Source organism: Streptomyces sp. CA-294286 (assembly GCF_050947155.1).
Lineage (GTDB): Bacteria > Actinomycetota > Actinomycetes > Streptomycetales > Streptomycetaceae > Streptomyces.
Genome location: NZ_CP192005.1, coordinates 3,316,669 through 3,343,333, shown reverse-complemented (window position 1 = coordinate 3,343,333; position 26,665 = coordinate 3,316,669). Strand labels below are relative to the sequence as shown.

Genomic DNA, 26,665 nt, shown 5'->3' with positions numbered 1-26,665 from the left:
TCAGGGCGCGTCCGCCGGGCCCGTGAGCGCTCGGGCCAGGTCGACCGAAGCAGCGACCCGCACCGCGATGCTCTCCGCGTACATCGCGTCCGGGCGCTCGAAGGCGGGGCGTCCAGGACCGCGCAGGAAGGTCACCGCGCCCAGTGTGCGGCCCCGGCTGCGCAGCACCGTGCAGAGCGCGTGGACGGTGTCCTTCGGCCACTGCCGCTCGGCCGCCCACACGGCGGCTTCGCGCACTCCCGCGCTCGCCCGCACCGCACCGACCCGGTCCAGCGCCTGGAAGGCGGGGTGGCCCTCCCCGTACCGCACCGGAATGCCCGCACCCGCGTTCTCCGGGCAGCACGGCCCCGGCTCGCCGGAGGGCGTGGCGGCGACCCGTACGAGGCGCTCGCCCGCCAGCACGTCCACGAGGGCGTGGTCGGCGAAGCCCGCGAGGCCGAAGTCGAGGTGGGCGAACGCGGCCTCCATCGGGTCCTCGCACTCGGCGGCGGCTCGCGCCGCACGGTGCAACTGGTTCGCCCGGAAGCGCAGTCTGGCCGCCTCCTGTTCGGCCGTCTTCGCCTCCGTGACGTCCTGGAAGAGCCAGCCCACGCCGAGCGGCACCGGCTCCTGGGCGAGCGGGGAGGCCAGCCGCAGGAAGCCGCTGCGCCAGCAGCGCCGCCGCTCGCCCTCGGCGGTGCGCAGCGTCACCCACAGGTCGACCGGGGCGGGCGGGCTGCCCTCGGCGAGGACGTGCTGGAGGGCGCCCTCCAGTTCGTCCACGCCCTGGACCACCGTCTCGCCGAGCGGACGGCCCAGGAGCGTCGTACGGCCGCCGCCCAGGGAGCGGGCGGCGTGCACGTTGACGACGGTGGGGCGCAGGTCGACGTCGAGCAGGACCACGCCCCAGGAGGCGTCCTCGAAGAGGACCTCGCTCAGGGCGATGGCCCGCTCCAGGTCGATCTGGGCGTGCACCTCGCCGAACGCGCCGTAGACCCCGGCCGGCCGTCCGTCCGCGCCCGGCACGGCCGCCGACTGCATCCGGACCAGGACCCGGCCGCCGTCCTTGCGCAGCAGGGCGAACTCGTGGACCTGGCGCCCGCCGCCGCGCATCGCCGACATCAGCCGTCGCTGGACCTCCTCGGCGTCCGCGCTGCGCACCGCCCAGCCCGCCAGGCCGCGCCGACCCACGGCGTCCCCCGCGCTCCAGCCGAGGATGCGCTCGGCCTCACGGTTCCAGTGGGTGACGGTGCCGTCGGCGTCGAAGGCGCACAGGGCGGCATCCATGCCGTCCAGGAGTGCGGCGAGCAGTTCCGCACCCGGCGGCGGCCTGTCCGCACTCGGTTCCGTCGTCCCACTGCTCAGCGAAGCACTCACCGGCACCCCCGCAGGTCTTTCCTCCGCGCTGCTGTTCACCTCAGCTCCACGCATGGTCATTCAACTCGAACGTGACGCAGCACACATCCCGTTCGGGAAAATCAGTTGAAGGCCCCACAAGGCGCTCCTAGGCTGGTGCGCACACTGAAAGGAGGTGATTCGGAAGTGATTTCTTTCCGGACTCGTGAGGTGGCTGCGGGCTAGTTGCCCGTTGTCGCACTCAGTGCGGTGCCGGCGCAGCCGGTTCCCAATCCCCAGCAGTCACCGCCCCGCGGGCTCGCCGGTACGTCCGGCCGGCTTCCTCCTCGGAGGGAACCCGAGCCCGCGGGGTTCTGCGTGCCACGGGTCGTACGGCGTCGCGCACGTCGTTCCGCACCCGCGCCTACGGGTTCAGCCGCTCCACCGACCACGCGCCGTCCCGCGTCCTGACGTACCGCAGCCGGTCGTGCATCCGGTTCTCCTGCCCCTGCCAGAACTCCACCGCCTCCGGCACGACCCGGAAGCCGCCCCAGTGCGGCGGGACCGGCACCTTCTCTCCCTCCGGGTAGCGCTCCTCCAGGGCGGCGTACGCGGCGGTGAGCTCCTCGCGCGAGCCGACGGGCCTGGACTGTTCGCTGGCCCAGGCGCCGAGCTGCGAGCCGTGCGGGCGGGTGCGGAAGTAGGCGGCGGTCTCGGCGCGGGAGACGCGTTCGGCGGTGCCGGTGACGATGACCTGGCGGGCGATCTGGTGCCAGGGGAAGAGCAGCGAGACGTACCGGTTTCCGGCGAGCTCGGCGCCCTTGCGGGAGCGGTAGTTGGTGTAGAAGACGAAGCCCCGGCCGTCGTACGCCTTGAGCAGGACCGTACGGGAGCTGGGGCGGCCGTCGGGGGTGGCGGTGGAGACGACCATGGCGTTCGGTTCGTGCAGGCCGCCGGTGACGGCCTGCTGGAACCAGCGGGCGAACTGTCCCATCGGCGAGGGCGCCAGCGAATCCTCGGTGAACGGTTCGGCGCGGTACTGCTCGCGCATGACGGCGGGGTCGATGTCGGTGTCGGCCGCCTCGGCGGCACGGGCGACGGCGGCGTGGGCGGCGTCGATGGCGGACCCGTCGGGTTCGGGAAGTGTGTTCGGCACGGGGCCATCCTGCCGCAGGCCGCGCCGTCCCCCCGGAGGGGTGCGCAGGGGCGCCCGCCCTGGATGCAGCCCCATTCTTCCCACCGCCAACTCCGGTTAACCCTCCCGCAAGTGGGTCCGTGAGTGTGCCTGTTCTCACGCTTCCCCGCATCGGCGGAACCCGCCAAAATCCCGGGTGGGGCCGCTGTCGCTTCCTTACAGCAGGGGTATCGTTCCTGCCTCCCGTCGCTTCCCGCACACGCATCCTGAGGAGCCGCCTGATGTCCGACTTCGTACCCGGACTTGAGGGAGTCGTCGCCTTCGAAACGGAGATCGCCGAACCGGACAAGGAGGGCGGCGCCCTCCGCTACCGGGGCGTCGACATCGAGGACCTGGTCGGGCACGTCTCCTTCGGGAACGTGTGGGGCCTGCTGGTCGACGGCGCGTTCAACCCCGGTCTGCCGCCCGCCGAACCCTTCCCGATCCCGGTGCACTCCGGTGACATCCGGGTCGACGTGCAGTCGGCGCTGGCGATGCTCGCCCCCGTATGGGGTCTGAAACCGCTGCTGGACATCGACGAGTCCACCGCCCGCGACAACCTCGCCCGCGCCGCCGTGATGGCGCTGTCGTACGTCGCCCAGTCGGCACGCGGCCAGGGGCTGCCGATGGTGCCGCAGAGCGAGATCGACAAGGCGGACTCGGTGGTCGAGCGCTTCATGATCCGTTGGCGCGGCGAGCCGGACCCCAAGCACGTCAAGGCGGTCGACGCGTACTGGACGTCGGCGGCCGAGCACGGCATGAACGCCTCCACGTTCACCGCGCGCGTGATCGCCTCCACCGGTGCGGACGTCGCCGCGGCCCTGTCGGGTGCGGTGGGCGCGATGTCGGGTCCGCTGCACGGTGGCGCGCCGTCCCGCGTCCTCGGCATGATCGAGGAGATCGAGCGCACCGGGGACGCGCGCGCGTACGTGCGCCAAGCCCTCGACAAGGGCGAGCGCCTGATGGGCTTCGGCCACCGGGTGTACCGCGCCGAGGACCCGCGTGCGCGCGTCCTGCGGCGGACCGCGCGAGAGCTGGCGGCACCGCGCTTCGAGGTCGCGGAGGCACTGGAGAAGGCGGCCCTGGAGGAGCTGCACGCGCGCCGCCCGGACCGGGTGCTGGCGACGAACGTGGAGTTCTGGGCGGCCATCGTGCTGGACTTCGCGGAGGTTCCGGCGCACATGTTCACGTCGATGTTCACCTGTGCCCGCACGGCCGGCTGGTCGGCGCACATCCTGGAGCAGAAGCGGACGGGGCGTCTGGTGCGGCCGTCGGCGCGGTACGTGGGGCCGGGGAGCCGGGACCCTCGTGAGGTGTCGGGGTTCGGGGACATCGTGGGGTGAGGGGCCTGGCGGCGTGCGGGGCGGGGTCGGGGGCGGTCGGCGGGCCGCGGGTGCAGCCGGGGGCAAGTGCCCGTGGGTGTCCGGGGGCGTGGGGCCGGGGGTGCACCGTCCGGTGGGGCCGCCCCCTTGCCCGCCCGTTCCGCCCCCGGGGGCGGCCCCGCCGCCCAAGCGGGCTACCGGGCTGCCGGAGGTGAGTGGCCCGGCCGCCCGAGGGGGCTCTACGGTGGCGTCAGGGCTTTTTCGAGCAGCTGGGACCACTGGGCGACGACCTTGTGGCGGCGGGCCGTGTCGTCCGTGAGGAGATTGGCGAGGCCCAGACCGCGGGCCATGTCGAGGAAGCCCTGGACGATCTCCCGGACCCCGGGGCGTGACTCGTCCGCGTGCAGCAGCTCGACGGCCATGCGGTGCGACTCGCGGCCGAAGCGAGCCTCCAGCTCGGTGACCCGGCGTCGCAGCTGCTCCTCGTTGGAGGCGGCGACCCACAGGTGCAGGGCGGCCCGGAACAGCGGGCCCGTGTAGAGGTCGACCATCGCGCCGACCACCGCCGCCGTGTCGCGGCGGGGCAGGGCGCGCAGCGCGGTGGAGCGTTCTTCGGCGACGTACTCGACGGCCGCGGTGAAGAGGTCCTCACGGGTCGGGAAGTGGTGCTGGGCCGCTCCCCGGGACACTCCCGCCCTCTCCGCCACGACCGACACCGTGGAGCCCGCCCAGCCGCGTTCGGCGAGGCAGGCCACGGCGGCCTCCAGCAGGCGCTGCCGAGTGGCACGGCTGCGGTCCTGCTTGGGGGCGGTCACTGCAGCCATGCGGGGTCCCGTCGTTCGAGGTGCGCGGTCACGCCCTCGCGCGCCTCGGCGGACGCGAACAGCGCTGCCGAGCGTTGTACCAGGTCTTCCGCGTCCCGGTCGAAAGCGTCCCGCATACCGGCCGTCAGCAGCCGCTTCGCCTCCGCCAGCCCCTGCGGGGACGCCCTGCGCAGCGCCTCCAGCACGGGGGCCAGCGCGACGTCCACGTCGGGCGCGGCCTCCGTGAGGAGGCCGATCTCCTGGGCGCGCGTCCCGGCGAACACCTCGCCGGTGAGGAAGTAGCGGGACGCGGCACGGGGATCGAGGCGGGGCAGCAGGGGGAGGGATATCAGGGCGGGCGCGACCCCGATCCGCACCTCGGAGAACGCGAAGTCCGAGGAGAGCGTCGCGAACGCCATGTCGCAGACCCCGAGCAGCCCCAGGCCGCCCGCGCGCGCGTGCCCGTCGACGCGGCCCAGCACCGGTTTGGGCAGTTCCGCGATCTGCCGCAGCAGGGCGACGAACGCGTACGGCCCGGCGGGCGCCTTCAGGTCGGCGCCCGCGCAGAACGTGTTGCCGGTGTGGGTGAGCACCACCGCCCGTACCGACGGGTCCTTGCCGTACCGCTCCAGCGCCCGCCCCAGCTCGTCGACGAGGGAGACCGAGAGGGCGTTGCGGTTGGCCGGTGAGTCGAGGGTGAGGGTGGTGATGCCGCGCTCGTGGGTGGTGGGGACCAGGGCTTGGCGTGTCATGCACGTTCCCTTTCTCGCAGCTCCCGCCGCAGGATCTTGCCGGAGGCCGCACGGGGCACTCCGTCGGTGAATTCGACGCGTCGCACCTTCTTGTACGGCGCGACGCGCTCGGCGACGTATGTCAGGACATCCGCCTCGGTGAGGTCGGCGGCGTGCGGCTGCCGTACGACGTACGCCTTGGGGACCTCGTTGCCGTCCGCGTCGTGTACCCCGATCACGGCCGCATCCGCGATGCCGTCGTGGGTGAGCAGGAGGGCTTCGAGTTCCGCGGGGGCCACCTGGTAGCCCTTGTACTTGATCAGCTCCTTCACGCGGTCGACCACGTACAGCCAGCCGTCCGCGTCGACGCGGCCCACGTCGCCGGTGTGCAGCCACCCGTCGGCGTCGATCATCGCGTCCGTCTCGTCGGGGCGGCCGAGGTAGCCCTTCATGCGCTGCGGGCCCCGGATGGCGATCTCGCCCTCCTCGCCGACGCCCAGGTCCTTGCCGGGGTCGTGCAGGGACAGGATGCGCATCTCGGTGCGCGGCAGGAGCTTGCCGACGGTGCCCGGCGGCGGGTTCTCGGCGCTCCGCGGCACCACGTGCGTGCCGGGCGAGAGTTCGGTCATCCCGTACGCCTGGAGGACCGCGGGCAGCCCCAGGCGGTCGGCACAGGCCTTCGCGAGGGCGGCGTCGAGCGGGGCCGCGGCGCTGACGACGTACTCGACCGACGAGAGGTCGTAGCGGTCGACGGCGGGGTGCTTGGCGAGGGCGAGGACGATCGGCGGGGCGACGAAGAGGGCGTTGATGCGTTCGTCCTGGATCGCCTTCAAGTACTGCTCCAGGTCGAAGCGCGGCAGGGTGACGACGGTCGCGCCGTTCGACAGCGGGATGTTGATGAGCGCGGTCAGCCCGTAGATGTGGAAGAACGGCAGCACCGCCAGCACCCGGTCCCCCGGCTTCATCGGGATGAACGGGCGCAGCTGCGCCATGTTGGTGGCGATGCTGTGGTGGGTGAGCATGACGCCCTTGGGGACGCCGGTGGTGCCGGAGGAGTACGGCAGTGCGGCGACGTCCGTACGGGGGTCGATGTCGACCTGCGGTTCGGGGTCCGTGGAGGTCAGCAGGTCGAGTACGGAGCGGTGGCCGGGCGCGCTGTCGCAGACCAGTACCTCCTCGATGCCGCCGGCGAGCGCGGCGGCCCGGCGGGCGGTGTCCAGGAGCGGCGAGACGGTGACGATCCAGCGGGCGGACGAGTCGCGCAGCTGCTTGGCGAACTCCTCCGGCGTGGACAGCGGGTGCACGGTGGTCACCGACGCCCCCGCGCGCGTGGCGGCGAAGAACACCGTCGGGTAGGCGATCGTGTTGGGGCTGTGCAGGGCGAGGACGTCGCCCTTGCGCAGGCCGGACGCGGCCAGGGCGGCGGCGATCCTGCGGTGGAAGGCGTCGAGTTGCGCGTAGCTGAGCGTGGTGCCGTCCGTCCCGTCGACGAGGGCGGGGGTCTCGCCGTACTCGGCGGCGTGCCCGAGGACCGCCTCGTGGACGGGCAGGTCGATGTCGGCTGTATCGGCGTACTCGCTGTGGAACACCATGATGGACGATCCCCTTCGACGCGGTGGTGCGACGGCGTGACGTGACAGTGCGACGCGTGCGGGTGCGCTGTGCGGGTGCGCTGTGCGCTGTGCATGTGCGCGTACGGGTGCGCTGTGCGGGGTGCGCTGTGCCGGTGACGTGGTGGCGCTCTACGGGTGCGACGTGGTGGCGCTGTGCGAGTGCGCTGTGCAGGTGCGGGTGCGCTGTGCAGGTGCGGGTGCGCTGTGCAGGTGCGGGTGCGCTGTGCAGGTGCGGGTGCGCTGTGCAGGTGCGGGTGCGCTGTGCCGGTGCGACGCGGTGGCGCTGCGCGGTCCGGGGCGGGGGTGCTGGGCCGGTCGGTACGGGGTGCTGGGCCGGTCGGGGCGTGGTGCCGGTCGGTACGGGTGCGGAGGGTCAGGATGCGTGCTGTCAGTACGATTTGGGGAGACCCAGGGACTGATGGGACACGAAATTCAGGATCATTTCCCGGCTGACGGGGGCGATGCGGGCGACCCGGGAGGCGACGATCATCGCGGCGAGCCCGTACTCGCGGGTGAGACCGTTGCCGCCCAGGGTGTGGACCGCCTGGTCGACCGTCTTCACGCATGCCTCGGCCGCCGCGTACTTCGCCATGTTGGCGGCCTCCCCCGCGCCCGCGTCGTCGCCCGCGTCGTAGAGGGCGGCGGCCTTGGCCATCATGAGGCGGGCCAGTTCCAGTTCGATGTGCGCCTGCGCGAGGGGGTGGGCGATGGCCTGGTGGGCTCCGATGGGCGACTGCCAGACGGTGCGCTCCTTGGCGTACTCCACCGCCCTCGTGAGGGCGTAGCGCCCCATCCCGACGGCGAACGCGGCGGTCATGATGCGCTCGGGGTTGAGCCCGGCGAAGAGCTGGAGGAGTCCGGCGTCCTCGTCGCCGACGAGGGCTTCGGCGGGCAGCCGCACGTCGTCGAGGACGAGTTCGAACTGCTTCTCCGGAGCCTGGAGTTCCATGTCGATCCGGGAACGTCCGAAGCCCGGGGCGTCACGCGGGACGATGAACAGGCACGGTTTCAGCTTGCCCGTGCGCGCGTCCTCGGTGCGTCCGACGATCAGGGTGGCGTCGGCGATGTCGACGCCGGAGACGAACACCTTGCGCCCGGTCAGCACCCAGCCGTCGCCGTCGCGGCGGGCGGTGGTGGTGATGCGGTGGGAGTTGGAACCGGCGTCGGGCTCGGTGATGCCGAAGGCCATGGTGAGTCGGCCGTCGGCGAGTCCGGGCAGCCAGGCGGACTTCTGTTGCCCGGTGCCGAAGCGGGCGATGACGGTGCCGCAGATGGCGGGCGAGACGATCATCATGAGCAGCGGGCAGCCCGCCGCCCCCAGCTCCTCCAGGACGACGCAGAGTTCGGAGATGCCGCCGCCCCCGCCGCCGTACTCCTCGGGGAGGTTCACGCCGAGGTAGCCGAGCTCGGCGGCGTCCGCCCACAGCTCGTCGGGGTGTTTTCCGGCGGCGACGACCTGGGCGAAGTAGTCCCGTCCGTAGCGCTTGCCGAGCGCGGCGACGGCGGCGCGCAGCGCCCGGTGTTCCTCGGTCTCGACGACAGTGGCGTTCATGCTTCCGGTTCCTCCTGTGCTTTCTGTACGGCGGCTTCCTGAACGACTGCTTCCTGTGCGACGGCTTCGTGTGCGACGGCTTCCTGCACGACGGCGAGCAGGGCGCCGACCTCGACCTGGCGGCCGGGGGCGGCGTGGAGTGCGGTGAGCGTGCCGGCGGCGGGCGCGGAGACCTTGTGCTCCATCTTCATCGCCTCCAGCCACAGCAGGGGCTGTCCCTCCGTCACCCGCGCCCCCTCCGCCAGCCCCTCGGCGACGCGTACGACCGTCCCCGGCATGGGGGCGAACAGGGAGCCCGGGGCCGTGCGGGCCGTGGGGTCGGGGAAACGGGGCGCCGCGCGCAGGGTGTGGGAGCCGGCGGGGGTGTCGACGTACACGCGGTCGCCGTGCACCGCCACGTGGTGGCGCAGCCGCACCCCGTCCGTTTCGAGGACGACCTCGTGCGGGGTGACGGAGACGACCAGGTCGACGCCCTCGACGGCGTAGCCGCCGTCGCGTCCGCGCCGGTAGCGCACCTCGTGCGCGCCGTACGTCTTGCGCTGCGGCTGCGAGGGCACGTTGCGCCAGCCCCCGCCGAAGCGGCCCTCCCGGCGGGCGGCGTCCGCGAGGGCCGCCGCGACGGCGGCGAGTGGGGCGCCGGGCCGCTCCCGGGTCAGGTCGGGGAGGTGCCGGTCGTAGAACCCGGTGTCCTGTTGTCCTGACATGAATTCGGGGTGCAGCAGCGACCGTACGAGGAGATCCCGGTTGGTGACGGGGCCGTGCACGCGGGCGCGTACGAGCGCGTGGGCGAGTCTGCGGACGGCGGCGGCACGGGTGGGCGCCCAGGCGATCACCTTGGCCAGCAGGGGGTCGTAGTGGACGCCGACCAGGTCGCCGCTCCCGTAGCCGCTGTCGAGCCGCAGGCCGGGCCCCTCGGGGACGTCCAGGGCGTACAGCGGTCCGGTCTGCGGCTGCCAGTCCTGGGCGGGGTCCTCGGCGTACAGGCGGGCCTCGACGGCGTGTCCGCGCGGCTGCGCAGGGGCGTCGGGAAGGGGCTGTCCTTCGGCGATCAGGAGCTGGAGGGCCACCAGGTCGATGCCGAACACGGCCTCGGTGACGGGGTGTTCGACCTGGAGGCGGGTGTTCATCTCCAGGAAGTAGGCGCGGCCGTCCGCGTCGAGCAGGAACTCGACGGTGCCCGCGCCGACGTACCCGACGGCGCGCGCCGCGGCGGTGGCGGCGTCGTGCAGGGAAGCCCGGAGTTCGTCGGGCAGCCCGGGGGCGGGGGCTTCCTCGATCACCTTCTGGTGGCGGCGCTGGAGCGAGCAGTCGCGGGTGCCGAGCGCCCGGACGGCGCCGTGCGCGTCGGCGAGCACCTGCACCTCGATGTGACGGCCGCGCTCCACGTACGGCTCGGCGAAGACCTCGCCGTCGCCGAAGGCGGACCGGGCCTCGGCGGCTGCCGCGGTCACCTCGCGCGGGAGATCGGACAGTTCGCGTACGACGCGCATGCCGCGTCCGCCGCCGCCTGCCGCCGCCTTGAGGAGCAGCGGCAGGTCCGCCGCGGTCGCCGCGGCCGGGTCGACGGGGGCCAGCAGTGGCACCCCCGCCTTCGCCATCAGCGCCTTCGCCCGCGTCTTGGACGCCATCGCCTCGATGGCCTCGGGCGGCGGCCCCACCCAGATCAGTCCGGCGTCGCGCACGGCGCGGGCGAAGCCGGCGTTCTCCGACAGGAAGCCGTACCCCGGGTGCACGGCGTCCGCGCCGGCCGCCAGGGCCGCCTTCACGATCAGGTCGCCGCGCAGGTAGGTGTCGGCGGGAGCGGCGCCCGGCAGCCGTACCGTCGCGTCCGCCACGCGCGCGTGGAGCGAGTCGGCGTCCGCGTCGGAGTGCACGGCGACGGTGGCGATGCCGAGTTCGGCGCAGGTGCGGAAGACGCGGCACGCTATTTCGCCGCGGTTGGCGACGAGCAGGGAGGAAATCACTGGGTTCTCCGGGATCATCGGGGGCCTCTCACATCCGGAAGACGCCGAAGCCGCCGCGCACGCCCTCGACGGGGGCGGTGTGGATCGCGGACAGGCACAGGCCGAGGACGGTGCGGGTGTCGCGCGGGTCGATGACTCCGTCGTCGTACAGCCGGCCGGACAGGAACATCGGCAGGGACTCCGACTCGATCTGCTGCTCCACCATGGCGCGCAGAGCGGCGTCCGCCTCGTCGTCGTACGGCCGTCCCTTGGCGGCGGCGGAGGCGCGGGCGACGATCGACAGGACGCCCGCGAGCTGCTGGGGGCCCATCACGGCGGACTTGGCGCTGGGCCAGGCGAACAGGAAGCGCGGGTCGTAGGCGCGCCCGCACATGCCGTAGTGCCCGGCCCCGTAGGAGGCGCCCATCAGGACCGACAGGTGCGGCACCGTGGAGTTCGAGACCGCGTTGATCATCATCGCGCCGTGCTTGATGATGCCGCCCTGCTCGTACTCCTTGCCGACCATGTAGCCGGTGGTGTTGTGCAGGAAGACCAGGGGGATGTCGCGCTGGTTGGCGAGCTGGATGAACTGGGCGGCCTTCTGCGACTCCGCGCTGAACAGCACCCCCTGCGCGTTGGCGAGGATGCCGACGGGATAGCCGTGCAGGGCGGCCCAGCCGGTGACCAGACTCGTCCCGTACAGCGCCTTGAACTCGTCGAAGTCGGAGTCGTCGACGAGACGGGCGATCACCTCGCGGGGGTCGAAGGGCGTCTTGAGGTCGCCGGGGACGATTCCCGCCAGCTCCTGCGCGTCGTACCGGGGCGGCCGGGCCGTCGGGGGGTCCGGGTGCGCCTTGCGCCGGTTGAGGCGCGCGACGATGCGGCGGGCCTGGCGCAGCGCGTCCGGCTCGTCGACCGCGTAGTGGTCGGCGAGACCCGACACCCGCGCGTGCATCCGGGCGCCGCCCAGCGACTCGTCGTCGCTCTCCTCGCCGGTGGCCATCTTCACCAGGGGCGGGCCGCCGAGGAAGACCTTCGACCGCTCCTTGATCATCACCGTGTGGTCCGACATCCCGGGGACGTAGGCGCCCCCGGCGGTCGAGTTGCCGAACACGACGGCGATCGTCGGGATTCCGGCGGCGGACAGGCGCGTGAGGTCGCGGAAGAGCGCCCCGCCGGGGATGAAGATCTCCTTCTGGGAGGGCAGGTCGGCTCCCCCGGACTCGACGAGGCTGATCACCGGGAGCCGGTTCTCGTACGCGATCCGGTGGGCCCGCAGGGCCTTCTTCAGCGTCCAGGGGTTGGAGGCGCCGCCGCGTACGGTCGGGTCGTTGGCGGTGATCAGGCACTCGACGCCCTCGACGACGCCGATGCCGGTCACCAGGGAAGCGCCCACCGGGTAGTCGCTCCCCCAGGCGGCGAGCGGCGACAGTTCCAGGAACGGGGTGTCCGGGTCGAGCAGCAGCTCGACGCGTTCCCGGACGAGCAGCTTGCCGCGCGCCCGGTGCCGTTCGAGGTACTTCTCCCCTCCTCCGGCGAGGGCCTTCGCGTGCGCCTCGTCGAGCTCGTCCAGCTTGGCGAGCATGGCGGCGCGGTGGGCGGCGTACTCGGGGCTCGTGGTGTCGAGCGCGGAGGCGAGCACGGTCACAGGAGGACCTCCGGGATGTCGAGGTGGCGGGAGCGCAGCCATTCGCCGACCGCCTTGGCCTGCGGGTCGAAGCGCGCCTGGGCGGCGACTCCCTCGCCGAGGAGTCCCGCGACGGTGAAGTTGAGGGCGCGCAGGCGGGGCAGGACGGTGCGGGTGACGTGCAGGGCCGCCGTCTCCGGCAGGAGGGCGCGGAAGCGCTGGACGGTCAGTTCGTGGGCCAGCCACCGCCAGGCGTCGTCGGTCCGCACCCACACGCCCACGTTGGCGTCGCCGCCCTTGTCGCCGCTGCGGGCTCCGGCGACCAGTCCGAGGGGTGCGCGGCGCAGGGGCAGACCGGCGGGAAGCGGTCGCGGAAGGTCCGGTTCGGGTACCTCGGCGAGCGGGCGGGTCCGTACCGGCGGGGGCACCGGCCGCGTGCCGCCGTCCGGCAGCACCGCCGTGTGCCGCACGTCTCCGGCGTCCACGGAGCGGGCCTCGAAGACCCCGTACGGGGCGCCCCTGCCTGGCGGCGCGGTGACGTGGAAGCCGGGGTAGCTGCCGAGCGCCAGCTCGACGGCCGCGCCGCTCACCGCACGGCCGACCCGCTCGCCGTCCGTGTCGCGCACGACGAGCCGCAGCAGCGCGCTCGCGCACTCCTCGCTGTCGGCGTCCGCACGGTCGGTGCGGGCCAGCTCCCAGCGCACCTCGGCGGGGCGCCTGCCCGCCGTGGCGAACGCGTCCTCGACCTGTTCCCGCACCAGCGCCGCCTTCTCCTCGACGTTCAGGCCGGTGAGGACGAAGACGACCTCGTTGCGCCAGCCGCCGAGCCGGGTGAGCCCGACCTTGAGGCAGGGCGGCGGCTCCTCGCCCCGTACGCCGCTGATCCGCACCCGGTCGGGCCCGTCCCGCGTCAGCCGCACGGTGTCCAGCCGGGCCGTGACGTCGGGCCCCGCGTAGCGCGCCCCGCCCGTCTCGTAGAGGAGCTGGGCGGTGACGGTGCCGGTGTCGACCACTCCGCCCGTGCCGGGGTGCTTGGTGACGACGGACGAGCCGTCGGCATGGATCTCCGCGAGGGGGAAGCCGGGGCGGCGTACGTCGTGCGCGCCGAAGAAGGAGTAGTTGCCGCCGGTGGCCTGCGTCCCGCACTCCAGGACGTGCCCGGCGACGACCGCGCCCGCGAGCGCGTCCCAGGCGTCGGGGGGCCAGCCGAACCAGTGCGCGGCGGGCCCGGTGACCAGCGCGGCGTCCGTCACCCGGCCGGTCACGACGACGTCCGCGCCGGCGTCGAGGCAGGCGGTGATCCCGGCGCCGCCGAGGTAGGCGTTGGCGGTGAGCGTCCCCGTGGGCCACTGACCGTTTCCGATCAGGTCGTCCCCCTGTACGTGACCGACCTTGACCGGAATCCCCAACCTGTCGGCCAGCTCCCGTATCGCTGCCGCGAGTCCGGAGGGGTTGAGTCCGCCCGCGTTGGCGACGAGCTTCACGCCGCGCTCGTGGGCGAGGCCGAGGCCCTCCTCCAGCTGGCGCAGAAAGGTCTTGGCGTACCCCAGGGAGGGGTCCTTGAGACGGTCGCGGCCGAGGATCAGCATGGTCAGCTCGGCGAGGTAGTCGCCGGTGAGGACGTCGAGCCGGCCGCCGGTGAGCATCTCGCGGAGCGCGTCGAAGCGGTCGCCGTAGAAGCCGGAGGCGTTGCCGATGCGGAGGACGTCCCGCGGCCGGACACCGGCCGCACCGGCGGCTTCGGCCGCTCCCCCCTGCCCGTCGCCGCCCGAGCCGTCGGCCGCTCTCCCCTGCCCGTCGCCGCCCGCGGTTTCGGCCGCACCCTGCCCGTCGCCGCCCGCGCCGTCGGGCCGCCCCCGCCCGCTCATCCCGCCGACCCCGTCGGTTCGCGCCCCTCCCCCGGCGGCCCGGCGAAGGCCTGGGCGATGTCCAGCCACCTGTCCGCGTCCGGGCCCTCGGCCCGCAGCGCCAGGTCGTCGCGGTGGGCGCGGTGGGTGGCCAGCAGGCAGAAGTCGAGTGCGGGTCCCGTGACGCGCTGGGCGGCGTCCTCGGGTCCGTACGCCCACAACTCGCCGCCCGGTCCCCTCAGCTCGACCCGGAACTCCTCGGCGGGCGCGGTCAGCCCCCGTACGGCGTACGCGTAGTCCCGTGCCCGCACCCCGATCCGGGCCACCTGGCGCAGCCGGGCGGTCGGTTCGCGTCGCAGGCCGAGCGCGTCGGCGATGTCCTGGCCGTGCGCCCAGGTCTCCATGAGGCGGGCGGTGGCCATCGAGGCGACGCCCATCGGCGGCCCGTACCAGGGGAAGCGGGCCCCGGCCGGGGCGGTGCGCAGCACCTCCCCCAGGCGGTCGCGTCCGGCACGCCAGCGGCCGAGCAGTTCGGCGGGCGGCAGAGCGGCGCCCTCCGCCGCGCCCTCGTCGACGAAGCCGTGCGGATCGGCCTCCGCCTTCGCGGCCTCGGCGCCGAAGGCGTCCGGGTCGGTGGCGGCGAGCAGGGCGACGGCGTCGGTCCAGGCGAGGTGGGCGATCTGGTGGGCGATCGTCCAGCCGGCCGCGGGCGTCGGCAGACGCCATTGAGCGTCCGTCAAGGCCCCCACCCGGCTGTCGAGTTCCGCGTTCTCGTCGCGCAAGTCGCTTAGTACGGCGTCGAGTTCGGACACGTGGCGCTCCCCTCGGGGCGAAACTGCGTGCCCGGAGCATGGCACCGCCCGGAGAAACAAGCAAGCGTGCTTGGATTGCCGCCCGCTAGGCAGGGGCCGCCTTGCGGCGGCTCTGGCTGCGTACCGCGCCCACGCTCGCCCCGATGACCAGGGCGATCGCCAGCGCGTCGACGAGGGAGAGGGCCTGGTGCAGGATCAGGAATCCCGCACCGGCGGCGATGGCGGGCTCCAGGCTCATCAGCACGGCGAAGGTCGGCGCGGGCATCCGGCGCAGGGCGATCAGTTCGAGCGTGTACGGGAGCACGGAGGACATCAGCGCGACGGCCGCCCCCAGGGCGAGCGTGACCGGGTCGAGCAGCCGGGTGCCCGCCTCGACCACTCCCAGGGGCAGGCTGAGCAGGGCGGCCACGGCCATCGCGAGGGCGAGGCCGTCGGCCTGCGGGAAGCGGCGGCCGGTCTTCGCACTGAAGACGATGTACGCGGCCCAGCAGGCGCCCGCGGAGAGCGCGAACGCGGCCCCGACCGGGTCGAGCCCGCCGAACCCTGCGGCACCGAGCAGTCCCACCCCGCCGAGCGCCAGCCCCGCCCACAGCACACTGATCCACTGCCGGGACGCGAGGACGGACAGCGCGAGCGGGCCGAGCACTTCGAGGGTGACGGCGGCGCCCAGCGGGATGCGGTCACTGGCCTGGTAGAAGAGCGTGTTCATGCCGCCCATGGCCAGACCGAAGGCGAGGATCGTGCCCCAGTCGCGGCGGCTGTAGCCGCGGACGCGGGGCCTGCACACCAGCAGCATCACGACGGCGGCGACGGCCAGCCGGAGACTGACGACGCCGAGGGCGCCGGTCCTGGGCATGATCAGGACGGCGAGGGCGGACCCGAACTGGACGGAGAGGCCGCCCGCGACGACCAGGGCCACCGGACCCAGGCCGTTCGCCCGGCCGCGACCCCGGGCCGCGCCTGCGGCGGCGCCCGCCTCCGCGTCGATGAGGGGGGCGGGGACGGGCTGGGCCCGGGGCTCGACCTCGTTCACTGTGGTGCACCTCGCGCTCAATGGACTGTACTTCCATGATGGCACGGGGGCATGGCACGGTCCGCGCATTCCAGTATGTGGATGCCGCGTGCTGCGCGCAGCCGCCGCCCGACCGAATCCGCGCCGCACCGGCCGCCCGGATACGCGCCGCACCGGCTGCCGGGATCCGCACCGCACCGGCCGACCGCAGCCGCACCGCACCGCCCGAATCCGACCCGCACCGCCCGAATCCGACCCGCACTGCCCGACCGGACCCGCCCCGCACCGGCCGACCGCAGCCGCGCCGCGCCGCCCACCAGACCCGCGCCGCACCGGCCGCCGGGACCCGCCCCGCACCGGCCGACCGGACACTCCCTGCACCGGCCGACCGACTCCGCCCCGCACCGGCCTCTGGGATCCGCCCCGCACCGCCCCGCACCGCACCGCCCGCCCGGATCCGCCCCGCACCACCCGACCGCAGCCGTCACAAGCCCTCCGCCAGCACCTCCGCGAGGTGCCGGGCCCGGACTCCCTCCAGCTGCTCCAGCTGCGTCCGGCACGAGTACCCGTCCGCCAGCACCTCGCCCCCGTCCGCCAGCTCCCGTACCGCCGGCAGCAACTGTTCCTCCGCGCACGCGCGGGACACCTCGTAGTGCCCCCTCTCGAAGCCGAAGTTCCCCGCCAGGCCGCAGCAGCCCCCGGACAGCTGTCCCGCCAGCCCGGCCCGCTCGCGCAGCCGGCGTTCCGCCGCGTCGCCCAGCACCGCGTGCTGGTGGCAGTGGGTCTGGCCCGCCACCGGCCGGTTCAGCACGGGGGGCCGCCAGTCGGGCGCGCACTCCTCCAGGGCCTGTGCGAACGTCCTGACCTTCGCGGCGAGGCGCGCGGCGCGCGGGTCGTCGCCCAGCAGCTCCGGCAGGTCGCTCTTCAGGGCCGCCGCACAGCTCGGTTCGAGTACGACCAGCGGGCGGTCGAGCGGCACCGACCGCACCGTGCGCCGCAGCACCGTCCTGGCCCGGTCCAGCTGTCCCGTCGAGACGTACGTCAGACCGCAGCACAGGCCCGTCGCGGGGAGGCCCACCCGCAGGCCGGCCGCTTCCAGGACCCGTACCGCCGCGATGCCCACCGACGGGGTGAGGTGCTCGGTGAAGGTGTCCGGCCAGAGGGTGACGGCGGGCGCGGAGAGGGGCAGCGGGGTGCGGGGCCGGTGGCGCGCCCACGTGCGGAAGCGCTCCCGTGCGAGCGGCGGGACAGCACGTTCCGGAGCGATCCCGGCGGCCCGTTTGGCGACCGCCGCCAGCACCCCCACGCCCGCCGCGGCGTTGAGCGGTCCGGCGAGCGGGGACGCCAGGCGCAGCCACTGCGGCAGCCGCCCCAGCGCGTAGTGCGAGGCCGGGCGCAGCCGCCCCGCGTAGTGGTGGTGCAGGAACTCCGCCTTGTAGGTGGCCATGTCGACGCCCACCGGGCAGTCGCTGCGGCACCCCTTGCAGGACAGGCACAGGTCGAGTGCGTCCTTCACCTCCGGTGACCGCCACCCCCGGGTGACGACCTCGCCGGCGAGCATCTCGTGCAGCAGGCGCGCCCGCCCGCGCGTGGAGTGCCGCTCCTCGCCGGTCACCCGGTACGAAGGGCACATCACCCCCGTCCCGGTCTCCTCCGTACGGCACTTGGCGACGCCCACGCAGCGGCGTACGGCGGCCGAGAAGTCGCCTCCGTCGTGCGGGTAGCCGAAGGCGACGTCCGTGACGGGACGCTTCGGCAGGACCGCGAAGCGGAGGTTCTCGTCGAGGCGGGCGGGCCGGGCGAGCATGCCGGGGTTCATGCCGGCCGCCGGGTCCCAGACGTCCTTGTACGCGCCGAACAGGGCGACCAGTTCCTCCCCGTACATCTTCGGGAGCAGTTCGGCGCGCGCCTGCCCGTCGCCGTGCTCGCCGGACAGCGAGCCGCCGTGGGCGACGACCACGTCCGCGAGCTCCTCCGAGAAGCGCCGGAACCGGCCGACCCCCTCGGCGCTCAGGAAGTCGAAGTCGATGCGCACGTGGATGCAGCCGTCGCCGAAGTGCCCGTACGGCGTCCCGCGCAGCCCGTGGGCGGTGAGCAGCGCCCGGAAGTCGCGCAGGTACGCCCCGAGCCGGGCGGGCGGCACCGCGCAGTCCTCCCACCCCGGCCACGCCTCGCCCCCGAGCCCGACGCCGCTCCCGACGCCGCTCCCGTCGCCCGTCCCGGCGCCCGTCCCGGCCGGCCGGGAGGTGCTTGCGCCGTCCGGCATCCGGGTCGCCGTCCCGCTGGCGTCCTCCCGGACGCGCCACAGGGCACGCTGTCCCGCCGCGTCCGCGATCACCACGCCGTCCACCGCGTCCGAACAGCCCCGGACGATCTCCTGGGCCCGTGCCCGCGCCTCGGCCGGGCTGTCCCCGCCCGTCTCGACGAACAGCCAGGCCGCGCCGCGCGGCAGCAGTGCCCGCTGCTGCTCCGGTACGAGATCGGCGGCCATGCCCTCCACCGTCAGCGGCCCGTGCGCGAGGACGCCGCACGCCGCCTCGGCCGCGGCGCTCTCGTCCGGATAGCCCAGTACGGCGAGGGCACGCGCGCGTGGCGCCGCCACCAGCGAGACGACGGCTTCGGTGACGACGCCGAGGGTGCCTTCGCTGCCGCAGAAGGCGCGGGCGAGGTCGACGCCGTTCTCCGGGAGGAGTGCGTCGAGCGCGTACCCGGAGATGCGGCGCGGAAGTGCGGGGAATCCCGTCCGCAGCAGGGCGAGGCTCTGCTCGACGAGGGGCCGCAGGCCCGGCCGCAGCGCTGCGGGCACGCTGTCCCAGCCGCCGCGCGACAGATGCAGTTCCTCGCCGCCGTATGTCAGGACATTCAGTGTGCGCACCTGGTCGGCGGTGGTGCCCCAGGCGACCGAATGCGCTCCGCAGGAGTTGTTCCCGATCATGCCGCCGAGGGTGCAGCGGCTGTGGGTGGACGGGTCGGGGCCGAAGGTGAGCCCGTGCGGGGCCGCCGCCGCCCGCAGGTCGTCGAGCACGACGCCGGGGCGGACCAGCGCCGTACGGGAGCCGGGGTCGAGGTCGAGGATCTGCCGCAGGTGCCGCGTGGTGTCCAGGACGACGCCCGTGCCGGTCGCCTGGCCCGCGAGGGAGGTGCCGCCGCCGCGCGGGACGACGGGCACGCCGTGGGCCCGGCAGACGGCGAGGGCGGCGGCGACGTCGTCGGGGTCGCGCGGCGCGACGACGCCCAGCGGGACCCGCCGGTAGTTGGAGGCGTCCATCGTCATCAGGGCGCGGGCTGCGGCGTCGAAGGACACCTCTCCGCGGACGGCCGCCCTGAGGTCCGCCGCGAGGGCGGAGGTGGGTCCGGTTGCCAACTCGGTCGTCTCGCGCCGCTGTTCAGCCATGAAACCAGAATGCACGGTGCGGTGTATCGGTCGAAGTCGGACGACTTGTCCCTCGCATTTATCGGGAATACGAACAAGAACTTTCCCAACTGATCATCAACTCTCTTATAGTGAGCACGCCTTCTGGCGGATTTCCCGCTTCCGATCCCCCCTGCGCACTCCTCCCCCGCACCTTTCTCCCTCGCCCCCTCAAGAGGCCCCTCGCCATGTCCACGCGTCGAGCGTCCGCACTCGCCCTGTCGATCACGGCGGTCCTCAGCGGCCTGCTGCTCCTGTGGGCGGTGCTCGCCGCCCCCGAACAGGTGCGGTCCCCGCTGGCCTGGGGCGGGGGCCTGGCGGCCGTCCTGCTGACCGCCGCCGTCACCGCCGCCACCTACGCCGGCGGGCAGGTGCGCGCCCTGCGCGACGCGCTCGCCCGCAGGGACGACGACGCCCGCCGGTTCGCCCACGAGACCGTTCCCGGCCTCGTCGGGCGGCTGCGCTCCGGCGAGTCGACCGGCACCGCCCTCGCCGAGACCACCCGTTCCCTGGGCGAGGCAGCCGACGACAACGCGCGAGCCCTGCTCACCGCGCTGGCCACCGAGGTCGGCCGCGGCGAGGCGTCCCGCGCGGCGGCGATGTCCGCGTGCGCGAACGCGGCGGGCCGCATGCAGGCGCTGTCGACGAGCATGCTCGCCGACCTGCGCGAGATGGAGCACCGGCACGCGGACGAGGACGTGCTCGCCGACCTGCTGCACCTGGACCACCGCACCGCCCAGGCAGGACGTCTCGCGGACAGCATCGCCATCCTGACCGGCGCGCGCTCCGGCCGCCGGTGGGCGAAACCGATCGTGATGGAGTCCGTGCTGCGCGGGGCGATGGGCCGCATCAACGGCTACCAGCGCGTCCGGCTGCACTCCACGAGCCAGACCGCGGTCGCCGGTCACGCCGCCGAGGGCGTCATGCACGCACTCGCCGAACTCCTCGACAACGCGGCGAACTTCTCGCCGCCCACGGCCGAGGTGCACGTCTACGTGGAGGAGGTCCCGGCCGGCCTCATCATCACCGTCGAGGACAGCGGACTCGTGATGAGCGACGTGCAGCTGCGCCGCGCCGAGCGCGCCGTGTCGTCGTCCGAACCGCTCGACCTGACGGGCCTGTCGGGCACCCGGCTGGGCCTCGCGGTCGTCGGCTGCCTGGCCCGCAAGCACGGCCTCAAGGTCTCCTTCCGGCCCTCCGCCCGCGGCGGCACCGGCGCACTGATGCTGCTCCCGCAGGAACTCCTCACCCAGCAGCCGCAGCCCGGCACCCCCGCCCCGCGGCACGACACCGGCTCGACCCGCCTTCCGGCGCCCACGACCGGCGCCGGGCGCGAGCACGCGGCCCCCGCCCCCCTCCCGGCGGCTCCCGTACGGGAGGACCTCCCGCCGGTACGCGAGGACCGCGGCCACTTTGCCGTGCGCGACGACCGCGACCACGGCCTGCCCGCCGTGCGCGACGGCCTCGCCTCCCCTGCCGCCCGGGACGACCTGGCCCTCCCCGTACGGGACCGGGAGGCCCTCCCCGACCACGCACGCGCCGAGCAGCCGCCCGCGCCCCGCGCCGCGCTCCCCGCCGAGACCCGTGCCGGGGCCCGCGCCGCGCTCCCCGCCGAGTCCTCCGGGTCCGCCTCCACCGAGCCTCCCGCACCCCGGACCACCGCGTCCGACACCACCGGCAACCTCCCCCGGTTCGGCGACAGCGGCCTGCCCCAGCGGCGTCGCGGCCGGACCCTGGCCGCCGCGCACCCCCAGGGACCGGACGCACCGGCCAGGCCCGCCTCGCGGCCCGCCGAACGCCGGGCCGCGACCAACCGCTTCAGCACGTTCCGCAAGGCAGTCCAGGGCCAGGACCAGGACGCCCCGCAGGACCCCGCCCCGAAGACCCCCCGCAGCACCGCCCCGCACCCGGAAGGCAACGACAACCGATGAGCGCCACCACCGACGAGAAGCTCAACTGGCTGCTGGAGAGCCTGCTGGAACGCACCCCCGGCGCCCGGCACGCCCTGGTCCTGTCCCGGGACGGCCTGAAACTCTGCCGCACCCCCGAGCTCTCCGTCGACCAGGCCGACCAGCTGGCCGCCATCGCCGCCGGCATCCAGAGCCTGACGCACGGCGCGTCGATCGAGTTCGGCGACGGCAGCGGCGGAGTGCGGCAGGCGATGGCCGAGTTCTACGGCGGCATCCTGTTCATCGTCGAGGCGGGCGCGGGCGCACATCTCGCGGTCGTCGCCGACGAGGACTCCGACGTCGGCCTGATCGGCCACAACATGAGCGAACTCATCGAGCAGCTCGGCGAGCACCTGAGCGCCGAACCGCGCACCGGCGACACGCACACCGCACGCGGCACCACGGGCAAGGACGCCGACAGCACCCTTCCCGCATGAGTGCGCCCGGCACTCCGGGCGCACCGGACCGAAGGACCTCCACGGGGCAGCCGGGGCGACCCGCGCACCGCAAGGCCCCCCGCCCCGGCCGCGACGACTCCCCCGACCGGCTCTACACCGTCACCGGGGGCCGCAGCCGCGCCCACTCCGACGCGTTCGACCTGGTGACGCTGGTCGTCGCGGAGTGCGACCCGACGCCCGGCATGCAGTCCGAGCACGCGGCGATCCTGCGGATGTGCGACTACCCGATCGCCGTCGTGGAGATCGCCGCCGAGCTCGGCCTGCCGGTCGGCATCACCCGCATCCTCCTCGCCGACCTGCTCGACACGGGCCGCATCAGCGCCCGTCACCCGCGTTCCGCCCCGGAATCCGCCCAACTCCCCGAACCCGAACTCCTGGAGCAGGTGCTCGTTGGCCTCCGCAACCTCTGACGCGACGACCGGTCAGGCACAAGAGCAGGCACAGGTCCCGGCCCCCCGCCAGGCCCCGGACCGTACGGGCGGCCCCCGCCTGTCCCGCACCGCCGACAACGGACTCAAGATCGTCATCGTCGGCGGCTTCGGCGTCGGCAAGACCACCCTGGTCCGCTCCGTCAGCGAGATCCGGCCCCTCAACACCGAGGAGACGATGACCCGCGCGGGCGAGGCCATCGACGACCTCAGCGAGGTCAGCACCAAGTCCTCGACCACCGTCGCCTTCGACTTCGGCCGCATATCCGTCGACGCGCGCACGGTCCTCTACCTGTTCGGGGCGCCCGGCCAGGAACGCTTCTGGTTCCTCTGGGACCGCCTCTTCTCCGGCACTCTCGGTGCGGTCGTCCTCGTCGACACCCGCCGGCTCGCCGACTCCTGGTACGCGATCGACCGGCTGGAGCACCACGGCACTCCGTTCGTCGTCGCCCGCAACGACTTCGGCGACGACAACCACACCGACGCCCAGGTCCGCGAGGCGCTCGACCTGCCCGACCACGTGCCGATGGTCACCTGCGACGCCCGTGACCGCACGTCCGCCAAGTACGTGCTGATCACCCTCGTCGAGCACCTGTACGCACTGTCGACCACGGCCCGGGAGAGCGCCCAGTGACCACACCACCCCCGGGCTGCCCGGCGCACGCCCCGTCCGAGGCGGACGCCTTCGCCGAGACGGCCGTCCCCCTGTCCGGGCCCCGCTTCCAGACCGATCCGGTCGCCCTCTACCGCGAGATGCGCCGCGAGCACGGCCCGGTCGTCCCGGTCACCCTGCCGGGCGGCCTCCCGGCCTGGCTGGTCGTCGGCTACCGCGAACTGCACCAGGTCACCTCCGACCCGGTGCTCTTCTCCCGCGACTCCGAACTGTGGAACCAGTGGGAGCGGGTGCCCGCCGACTGGCCGCTGCTCCCCATGATCGGCCGCCGGCAGCCGTCGATCCTCTACACGGTCGGCGAACGCCACACCCGCCGCGCCCGGATGGTCAGCGACGCCCTGGAGGCCGTCGATCCCTTCGAACTCAAGCGGTACGCCGAGCAGTTCGCGGACGGCCTGATCGACACGTTCTGCACCCGGGGCGAGACCGACATCGTCAGCCAGTACGCGATGCTGCTGCCCGTCCGCGTACTGGCGAAGATCTACGGCATCCCCGACACCCAGGGGCCGGGCCTCGTCACCGCGCTCAACGACATGATCGACGGCCGGGAACGCGCCCTCGCCGGCCAGCAGCACGTCGTCCGCACCGTCACCGAACTCCTGGACGCCAAGCGGACGGTGCCGGGCCAGGACGTGGCGTCCCGGATGCTGGCCGACGCCGACGCCTCGGGCCCCGACGGCTTCGACACCGAGGACGTCCTCCAGGACCTGATGGTGATGATGGCGGCGGGCCACCAGCCGACCGCCGACTGGATCGGCAACACGCTGCGTCTGATGCTCACCGACGACCGCTTCACGGCCTCCCTGTCCGGCGGCCGGCACAGCGTCGCCGAAGCCATGAACGAGGTCCTCTGGGAGGACACCCCCAGCCAGAACGTGGCCGGCCGCTGGGCCGCCCGCGACACCCGCCTCGGCGGCCGGGCCGTCGCCGCCGGAGACCTCCTGCTGCTCGGCCTGGCAGCCGCCAACGGCGACCCCCAGGTCCGTACGGACGCCTCCGTGCTGACCGGCGGCAACAACGCGTTCCTCTCCTTCGGCCACGGCGAGCACCGCTGCCCGTTCCCCGCCCAGGAGACCGCCGAGGTCATCGCCCGTACCGCGGTGGAGGTCCTGCTCGACCGGCTCCCGGACATCGACCTGGCCGTCCCCGCCGACGCGCTCGTCCGCCGGCCCTCCCCCTGGCTGCGCGGCCTGTCCGCGCTGCCGGTGACGTTCACGCCGACACCCGCGCTCGCCCTGTGACGGACCCGCCCGCACCGCCGACCCCCGGGTGACGCCCGCGCCCCCACACCCCGGGTGACGCCCGCCCACCACGACGCCCGCTCCCGCCGACCCCCCACGGTGACCCCCACGTACCCGACGATGCCCGCCCGGTGACGCTCACGCCCTCACCGGCGCCCACGCCCACACCTGCCCACGGAGGCCACGGATGACCACCGCACCGGACACGAACACGACCGCCGCGTCCACCCCGGACGCCGCCCCGCAGTCCTGCCCGTACACCGGGGCCACCGGAGCCCCGGACGCCGGGACGATCGTCCTGGACCCGTACGTCCGGGACCTCGTCGGCGAGGGCGCCCGGCTGCGCGCCGCCGGCCCCCTCGCGCAGGTGGAGCTCCTCGGCGGCGTGCGGTGCTACGCCGTCACCCACCACACCGAGGCACGCCAGCTCCTCACCGATTCGCGCCTGGTGAAGGACATCGACCACTGGAACGCCTGGCAGCGCGGCGAGATCCCGATGGACTGGCCGCTGATCGGCCTCGCCAACCCGGGCCGCTCGATGCTCACCGTCGACGGCCCCGAGCACCGCCGGCTGCGCAGCCTGGTGGCGCAGGCGCTGACCGTGCGGCGGGTGGAGCGGCTGCGCGGCAGCATCGAGGACCTGACGAACACCCTGCTGGACGGCCTGGCCACGCACGGAGCCGACGAAGTCGTCGACCTGAAGGCCGAGTTCGCCCAGCCGCTGCCCATGAAGGTGGTCACCGCGCTGATGGGCGTCGAGGGCGTCGACGGACCGCGCATGAAGGAGGTCTTCGACCGGTTCTTCTCCAGCGAGACCGAGCCCGGCGAGATGCCCCGGATCATGGCGGAGATCGACGAGGTCTTCACCGCCGTGCTGGAGGAGAAGCGGGCCCACCCCGCCGACGACCTGACCAGCGCGCTCCTCCAGGCGGGCGAGGAGGGCGACCGGCTCACCGAGGAGGAACTCCTCAACACCATCAAGGTGATGATCATCGCCGGTCACGAGACCACGATCAGCCTGCTCCTCCAGGCCGTCATCGGCCTGGAGAGCCACCCGGAGCAGCGCGCCATGGTCCTCTCCGGCGAGGTTCCGTGGGAGAACGTCGTCGAGGAGACCCTGCGCTGGTCCACCCCCACCTCGCACGTCCTGTTCCGGTACGCCACCGAGGACATCCCGGTCGGCGACACCGTCCTGCCCAAGGGCGAGGCGCTGATCGTCTCCTTCGGCGCGATCGGCCGCGACGAGCGGGTGCACGGCGAGACCGCGGAGGACTTCGACATCACCCGCGACAGCGTCAAGCACATCGCCTTCGGCCACGGCCCGCACGTCTGCCCCGGCGCCGCGCTGTCCCGCCTGGAGGCCGCCGTCGCCCTGCCCGCGCTGTACGCGCGCTTCCCGGACCTGACCCTCGCGGTGCCCGCGTCCGAGCTGCGCAACAAGCCCGTGGTCACCCAGAACGATCTCGTCGACGTCCCGGTCCGGCTGGGCAAGCAGGTCTGACCAGCACCTCCGCCCGGAGGAACGCACAGCACGAGCCGGAGTGGCAGTCGTCTCATCCGCCGGACGGGTGTCCCATCCGCCCCCCGGAAGCGGCTACGCTCCGGCTCGTGGCTGAGATCCGGATTCCCGCTGACATCAAGCCCGCCGACGGCCGTTTCGGCGCGGGCCCCTCCAAGGTGCGGACGGAGGCGCTCGACGCCCTTGCCGCCACCGGCACTTCACTCATGGGTACGTCCCACCGCCAGGCCCCCGTCAAGAACCTGGTCGGTTCGGTACGGGACGGCATCCGCGACCTGTTCTCCCTCCCCGAGGGGTACGAGGTCGTCCTCGGCAACGGCGGCTCGACGGCCTTCTGGGACGTCGCCACCCACGGCCTGATCGAGAACAAGTCCCAGCACCTGTCCTTCGGCGAGTTCTCGTCGAAGTTCGCGAAGGCCGCCAAGCAGGCCCCGTGGCTGGCCGACCCGACCGTGATCGCCTCCGACCCGGGCACCCACCCGGAGCCGAAGGCGGAGGCGGGCGTCGACGTCTACGCGTACACCCACAACGAGACCTCCACCGGTGTCGCCGCCCCCATCGAGCGGGTGGCGGGCGCGGACGAGGGCTCCCTGGTCCTGGTGGACGCCACCTCGGGCGCCGGCGGTCTCCCTGTCGACATCACCGAGACCGACGTCTACTACTTCGCCCCGCAGAAGTCCTTCGCGGCGGACGGCGGCCTGTGGCTGGCGGCGTTCTCCCCGGCGGCCCTGGAGCGCGCGGCCCGCATCCACGCGTCCGGCCGGCACGTCCCGGAGTTCTTCTCGCTCCCCACCGCGATCGACAACTCGCTCAAGAACCAGACGTACAACACCCCCGCCCTCTCCACGCTCTTCCTCCTGAACGAGCAGCTGACCTGGCTCAACAAGCAGGGCGGCCTGGACTGGGCGGTCAAGCGCACCGGGGCCTCCTCGGACGCCCTCTACTCCTGGGCGGAGACCTCCGCGTACGCGTCCCCGTTCGTCACCGACCCGGCGAAGCGCTCGCAGGTCATCGGCACGATCGACTTCGCGGACGGCATCGACGCGGCGGCGATCGCCAAGGTGCTGCGCGCGAACGGCATCGTCGACACCGAGCCGTACCGCAAGCTGGGCCGCAACCAGCTGCGGGTGGCGATGTTCCCGGCGATCGACCCGGCGGACGTACAGGCACTCACCGCCTGCATCGACTACGTGATCGGCCAGCTGTAGGCACTTCCCGCCGCACGAAGCCGAGGG

Annotated in this window: 20 protein-coding genes; 8 read left to right on the top strand and 12 right to left on the bottom strand. The window is 73.7% G+C overall.

Annotated features, from left to right (window positions below; translation table 11 throughout):
* Together ACQPZG_RS19635 and pdxH are read right to left on the bottom strand one after the other, a co-directional pair.
* Positions 1–1,356, bottom strand: coding sequence for a PAS domain-containing protein (locus ACQPZG_RS19635; protein WP_433549471.1), 1,356 nt, complete (start codon positions 1,354–1,356; stop codon positions 1–3).
* 382 nt (positions 1,357–1,738) lie between these two features.
* Entirely contained in the window at positions 1,739–2,365 is a 627-nt protein-coding gene (gene pdxH / locus ACQPZG_RS19630) for a pyridoxamine 5'-phosphate oxidase (RefSeq protein ID WP_433549470.1), read from the bottom strand.
* A 365-nt stretch (positions 2,366–2,730) separates the two neighbouring features.
* Here pdxH and ACQPZG_RS19625 point away from each other — a divergent pair, with 365 nt between their 5' ends.
* Positions 2,731–3,831: a citrate synthase 2 gene (locus tag ACQPZG_RS19625; RefSeq protein ID WP_433547034.1), complete on the top strand. Its 1,101-nt coding sequence runs from the start codon at positions 2,731–2,733 to the stop codon at positions 3,829–3,831.
* A 218-nt stretch (positions 3,832–4,049) separates the two neighbouring features.
* Here ACQPZG_RS19625 and ACQPZG_RS19620 read toward each other — a convergent pair whose 3' ends face one another.
* The 10 genes from ACQPZG_RS19620 to ACQPZG_RS19575 form a co-directional block, all read right to left on the bottom strand.
* Entirely contained in the window at positions 4,050–4,634 is a 585-nt protein-coding gene (locus ACQPZG_RS19620) for a TetR/AcrR family transcriptional regulator (RefSeq protein ID WP_433547033.1), read from the bottom strand.
* Complete coding sequence (locus ACQPZG_RS19615) at positions 4,622–5,365, bottom strand: enoyl-CoA hydratase family protein (RefSeq protein WP_433547032.1); 744 nt, start codon at positions 5,363–5,365, stop codon at positions 4,622–4,624. Before ACQPZG_RS19615 ends, ACQPZG_RS19620 begins: the two co-directional genes overlap by 13 nt.
* The gene (locus ACQPZG_RS19610) at positions 5,362–6,936 is read right to left on the bottom strand and encodes an AMP-binding protein (RefSeq protein WP_433547031.1); all 1,575 of its coding nucleotides are present in this window, start codon (positions 6,934–6,936) and stop codon (positions 5,362–5,364) included. The genes ACQPZG_RS19615 and ACQPZG_RS19610 overlap by 4 nt, the downstream gene beginning before the upstream one ends.
* A gap of 409 nt (positions 6,937–7,345) precedes the next feature.
* A complete protein-coding gene (locus tag ACQPZG_RS19605) occupies positions 7,346–8,509 on the bottom strand; it encodes an acyl-CoA dehydrogenase family protein (protein ID WP_433547030.1) in 1,164 nt (387 codons plus the stop codon).
* Entirely contained in the window at positions 8,506–10,473 is a 1,968-nt protein-coding gene (locus ACQPZG_RS19600; RefSeq protein ID WP_433547029.1) for a biotin carboxylase N-terminal domain-containing protein, read from the bottom strand. Before ACQPZG_RS19600 ends, ACQPZG_RS19605 begins: the two co-directional genes overlap by 4 nt.
* Positions 10,474–10,501: 28 nt before the next feature.
* A complete protein-coding gene (locus ACQPZG_RS19595) occupies positions 10,502–12,100 on the bottom strand; it encodes an acyl-CoA carboxylase subunit beta (protein WP_433547028.1) in 1,599 nt (532 codons plus the stop codon).
* Positions 12,097–13,947 carry an acyclic terpene utilization AtuA family protein gene (locus ACQPZG_RS19590; RefSeq protein ID WP_433547027.1) on the bottom strand — a complete coding sequence of 617 codons (1,851 nt, stop codon included), beginning with the start codon at positions 13,945–13,947 and terminating at the stop codon, positions 12,097–12,099. The genes ACQPZG_RS19595 and ACQPZG_RS19590 overlap by 4 nt, the downstream gene beginning before the upstream one ends.
* A complete protein-coding gene (locus tag ACQPZG_RS19585) occupies positions 13,944–14,738 on the bottom strand; it encodes a TIGR03084 family metal-binding protein (RefSeq protein ID WP_433547026.1) in 795 nt (264 codons plus the stop codon). The genes ACQPZG_RS19590 and ACQPZG_RS19585 overlap by 4 nt, the downstream gene beginning before the upstream one ends.
* Before the next feature lie 85 nt (positions 14,739–14,823).
* Positions 14,824–15,771 carry an EamA family transporter gene (locus tag ACQPZG_RS19580; RefSeq protein ID WP_433547025.1) on the bottom strand — a complete coding sequence of 316 codons (948 nt, stop codon included), beginning with the start codon at positions 15,769–15,771 and terminating at the stop codon, positions 14,824–14,826.
* 463 nt (positions 15,772–16,234) lie between these two features.
* Positions 16,235–19,144 (bottom strand): FAD-binding and (Fe-S)-binding domain-containing protein, encoded by a 2,910-nt coding sequence (locus tag ACQPZG_RS19575; RefSeq protein WP_433547024.1) that lies wholly within the window; start codon positions 19,142–19,144, stop codon positions 16,235–16,237.
* A gap of 206 nt (positions 19,145–19,350) precedes the next feature.
* Here ACQPZG_RS19575 and ACQPZG_RS19570 point away from each other — a divergent pair, with 206 nt between their 5' ends.
* The 7 genes from ACQPZG_RS19570 (at position 19,351) to serC (ending at position 26,638) form a co-directional block, all read left to right on the top strand.
* On the top strand, positions 19,351–21,093 hold the full coding sequence (locus tag ACQPZG_RS19570) for an ATP-binding protein (RefSeq protein ID WP_433547023.1): 1,743 nt from the start codon (positions 19,351–19,353) through the stop codon (positions 21,091–21,093).
* Positions 21,090–21,548 carry a roadblock/LC7 domain-containing protein gene (locus ACQPZG_RS19565; RefSeq protein WP_433547022.1) on the top strand — a complete coding sequence of 153 codons (459 nt, stop codon included), beginning with the start codon at positions 21,090–21,092 and terminating at the stop codon, positions 21,546–21,548. Before ACQPZG_RS19570 ends, ACQPZG_RS19565 begins: the two co-directional genes overlap by 4 nt.
* Complete coding sequence (locus ACQPZG_RS19560) at positions 21,545–21,979, top strand: DUF742 domain-containing protein (protein ID WP_433547021.1); 435 nt, start codon at positions 21,545–21,547, stop codon at positions 21,977–21,979. The genes ACQPZG_RS19565 and ACQPZG_RS19560 overlap by 4 nt, the downstream gene beginning before the upstream one ends.
* A 79-nt stretch (positions 21,980–22,058) precedes the next feature.
* Complete coding sequence (locus tag ACQPZG_RS19555; RefSeq protein ID WP_433549469.1) at positions 22,059–22,631, top strand: GTP-binding protein; 573 nt, start codon at positions 22,059–22,061, stop codon at positions 22,629–22,631.
* Positions 22,628–23,911: a cytochrome P450 gene (locus ACQPZG_RS19550; protein WP_433547020.1), complete on the top strand. Its 1,284-nt coding sequence runs from the start codon at positions 22,628–22,630 to the stop codon at positions 23,909–23,911. The genes ACQPZG_RS19555 and ACQPZG_RS19550 overlap by 4 nt, the downstream gene beginning before the upstream one ends.
* 187 nt (positions 23,912–24,098) lie before the next feature.
* The gene (locus ACQPZG_RS19545) at positions 24,099–25,412 is read left to right on the top strand and encodes a cytochrome P450 family protein (RefSeq protein ID WP_433547019.1); all 1,314 of its coding nucleotides are present in this window, start codon (positions 24,099–24,101) and stop codon (positions 25,410–25,412) included.
* A 107-nt stretch (positions 25,413–25,519) separates the two neighbouring features.
* A complete protein-coding gene (serC, locus tag ACQPZG_RS19540) occupies positions 25,520–26,638 on the top strand; it encodes a phosphoserine transaminase (RefSeq protein WP_433547018.1) in 1,119 nt (372 codons plus the stop codon).
* The last annotated feature ends 27 nt before the right edge of the window (positions 26,639–26,665 follow it).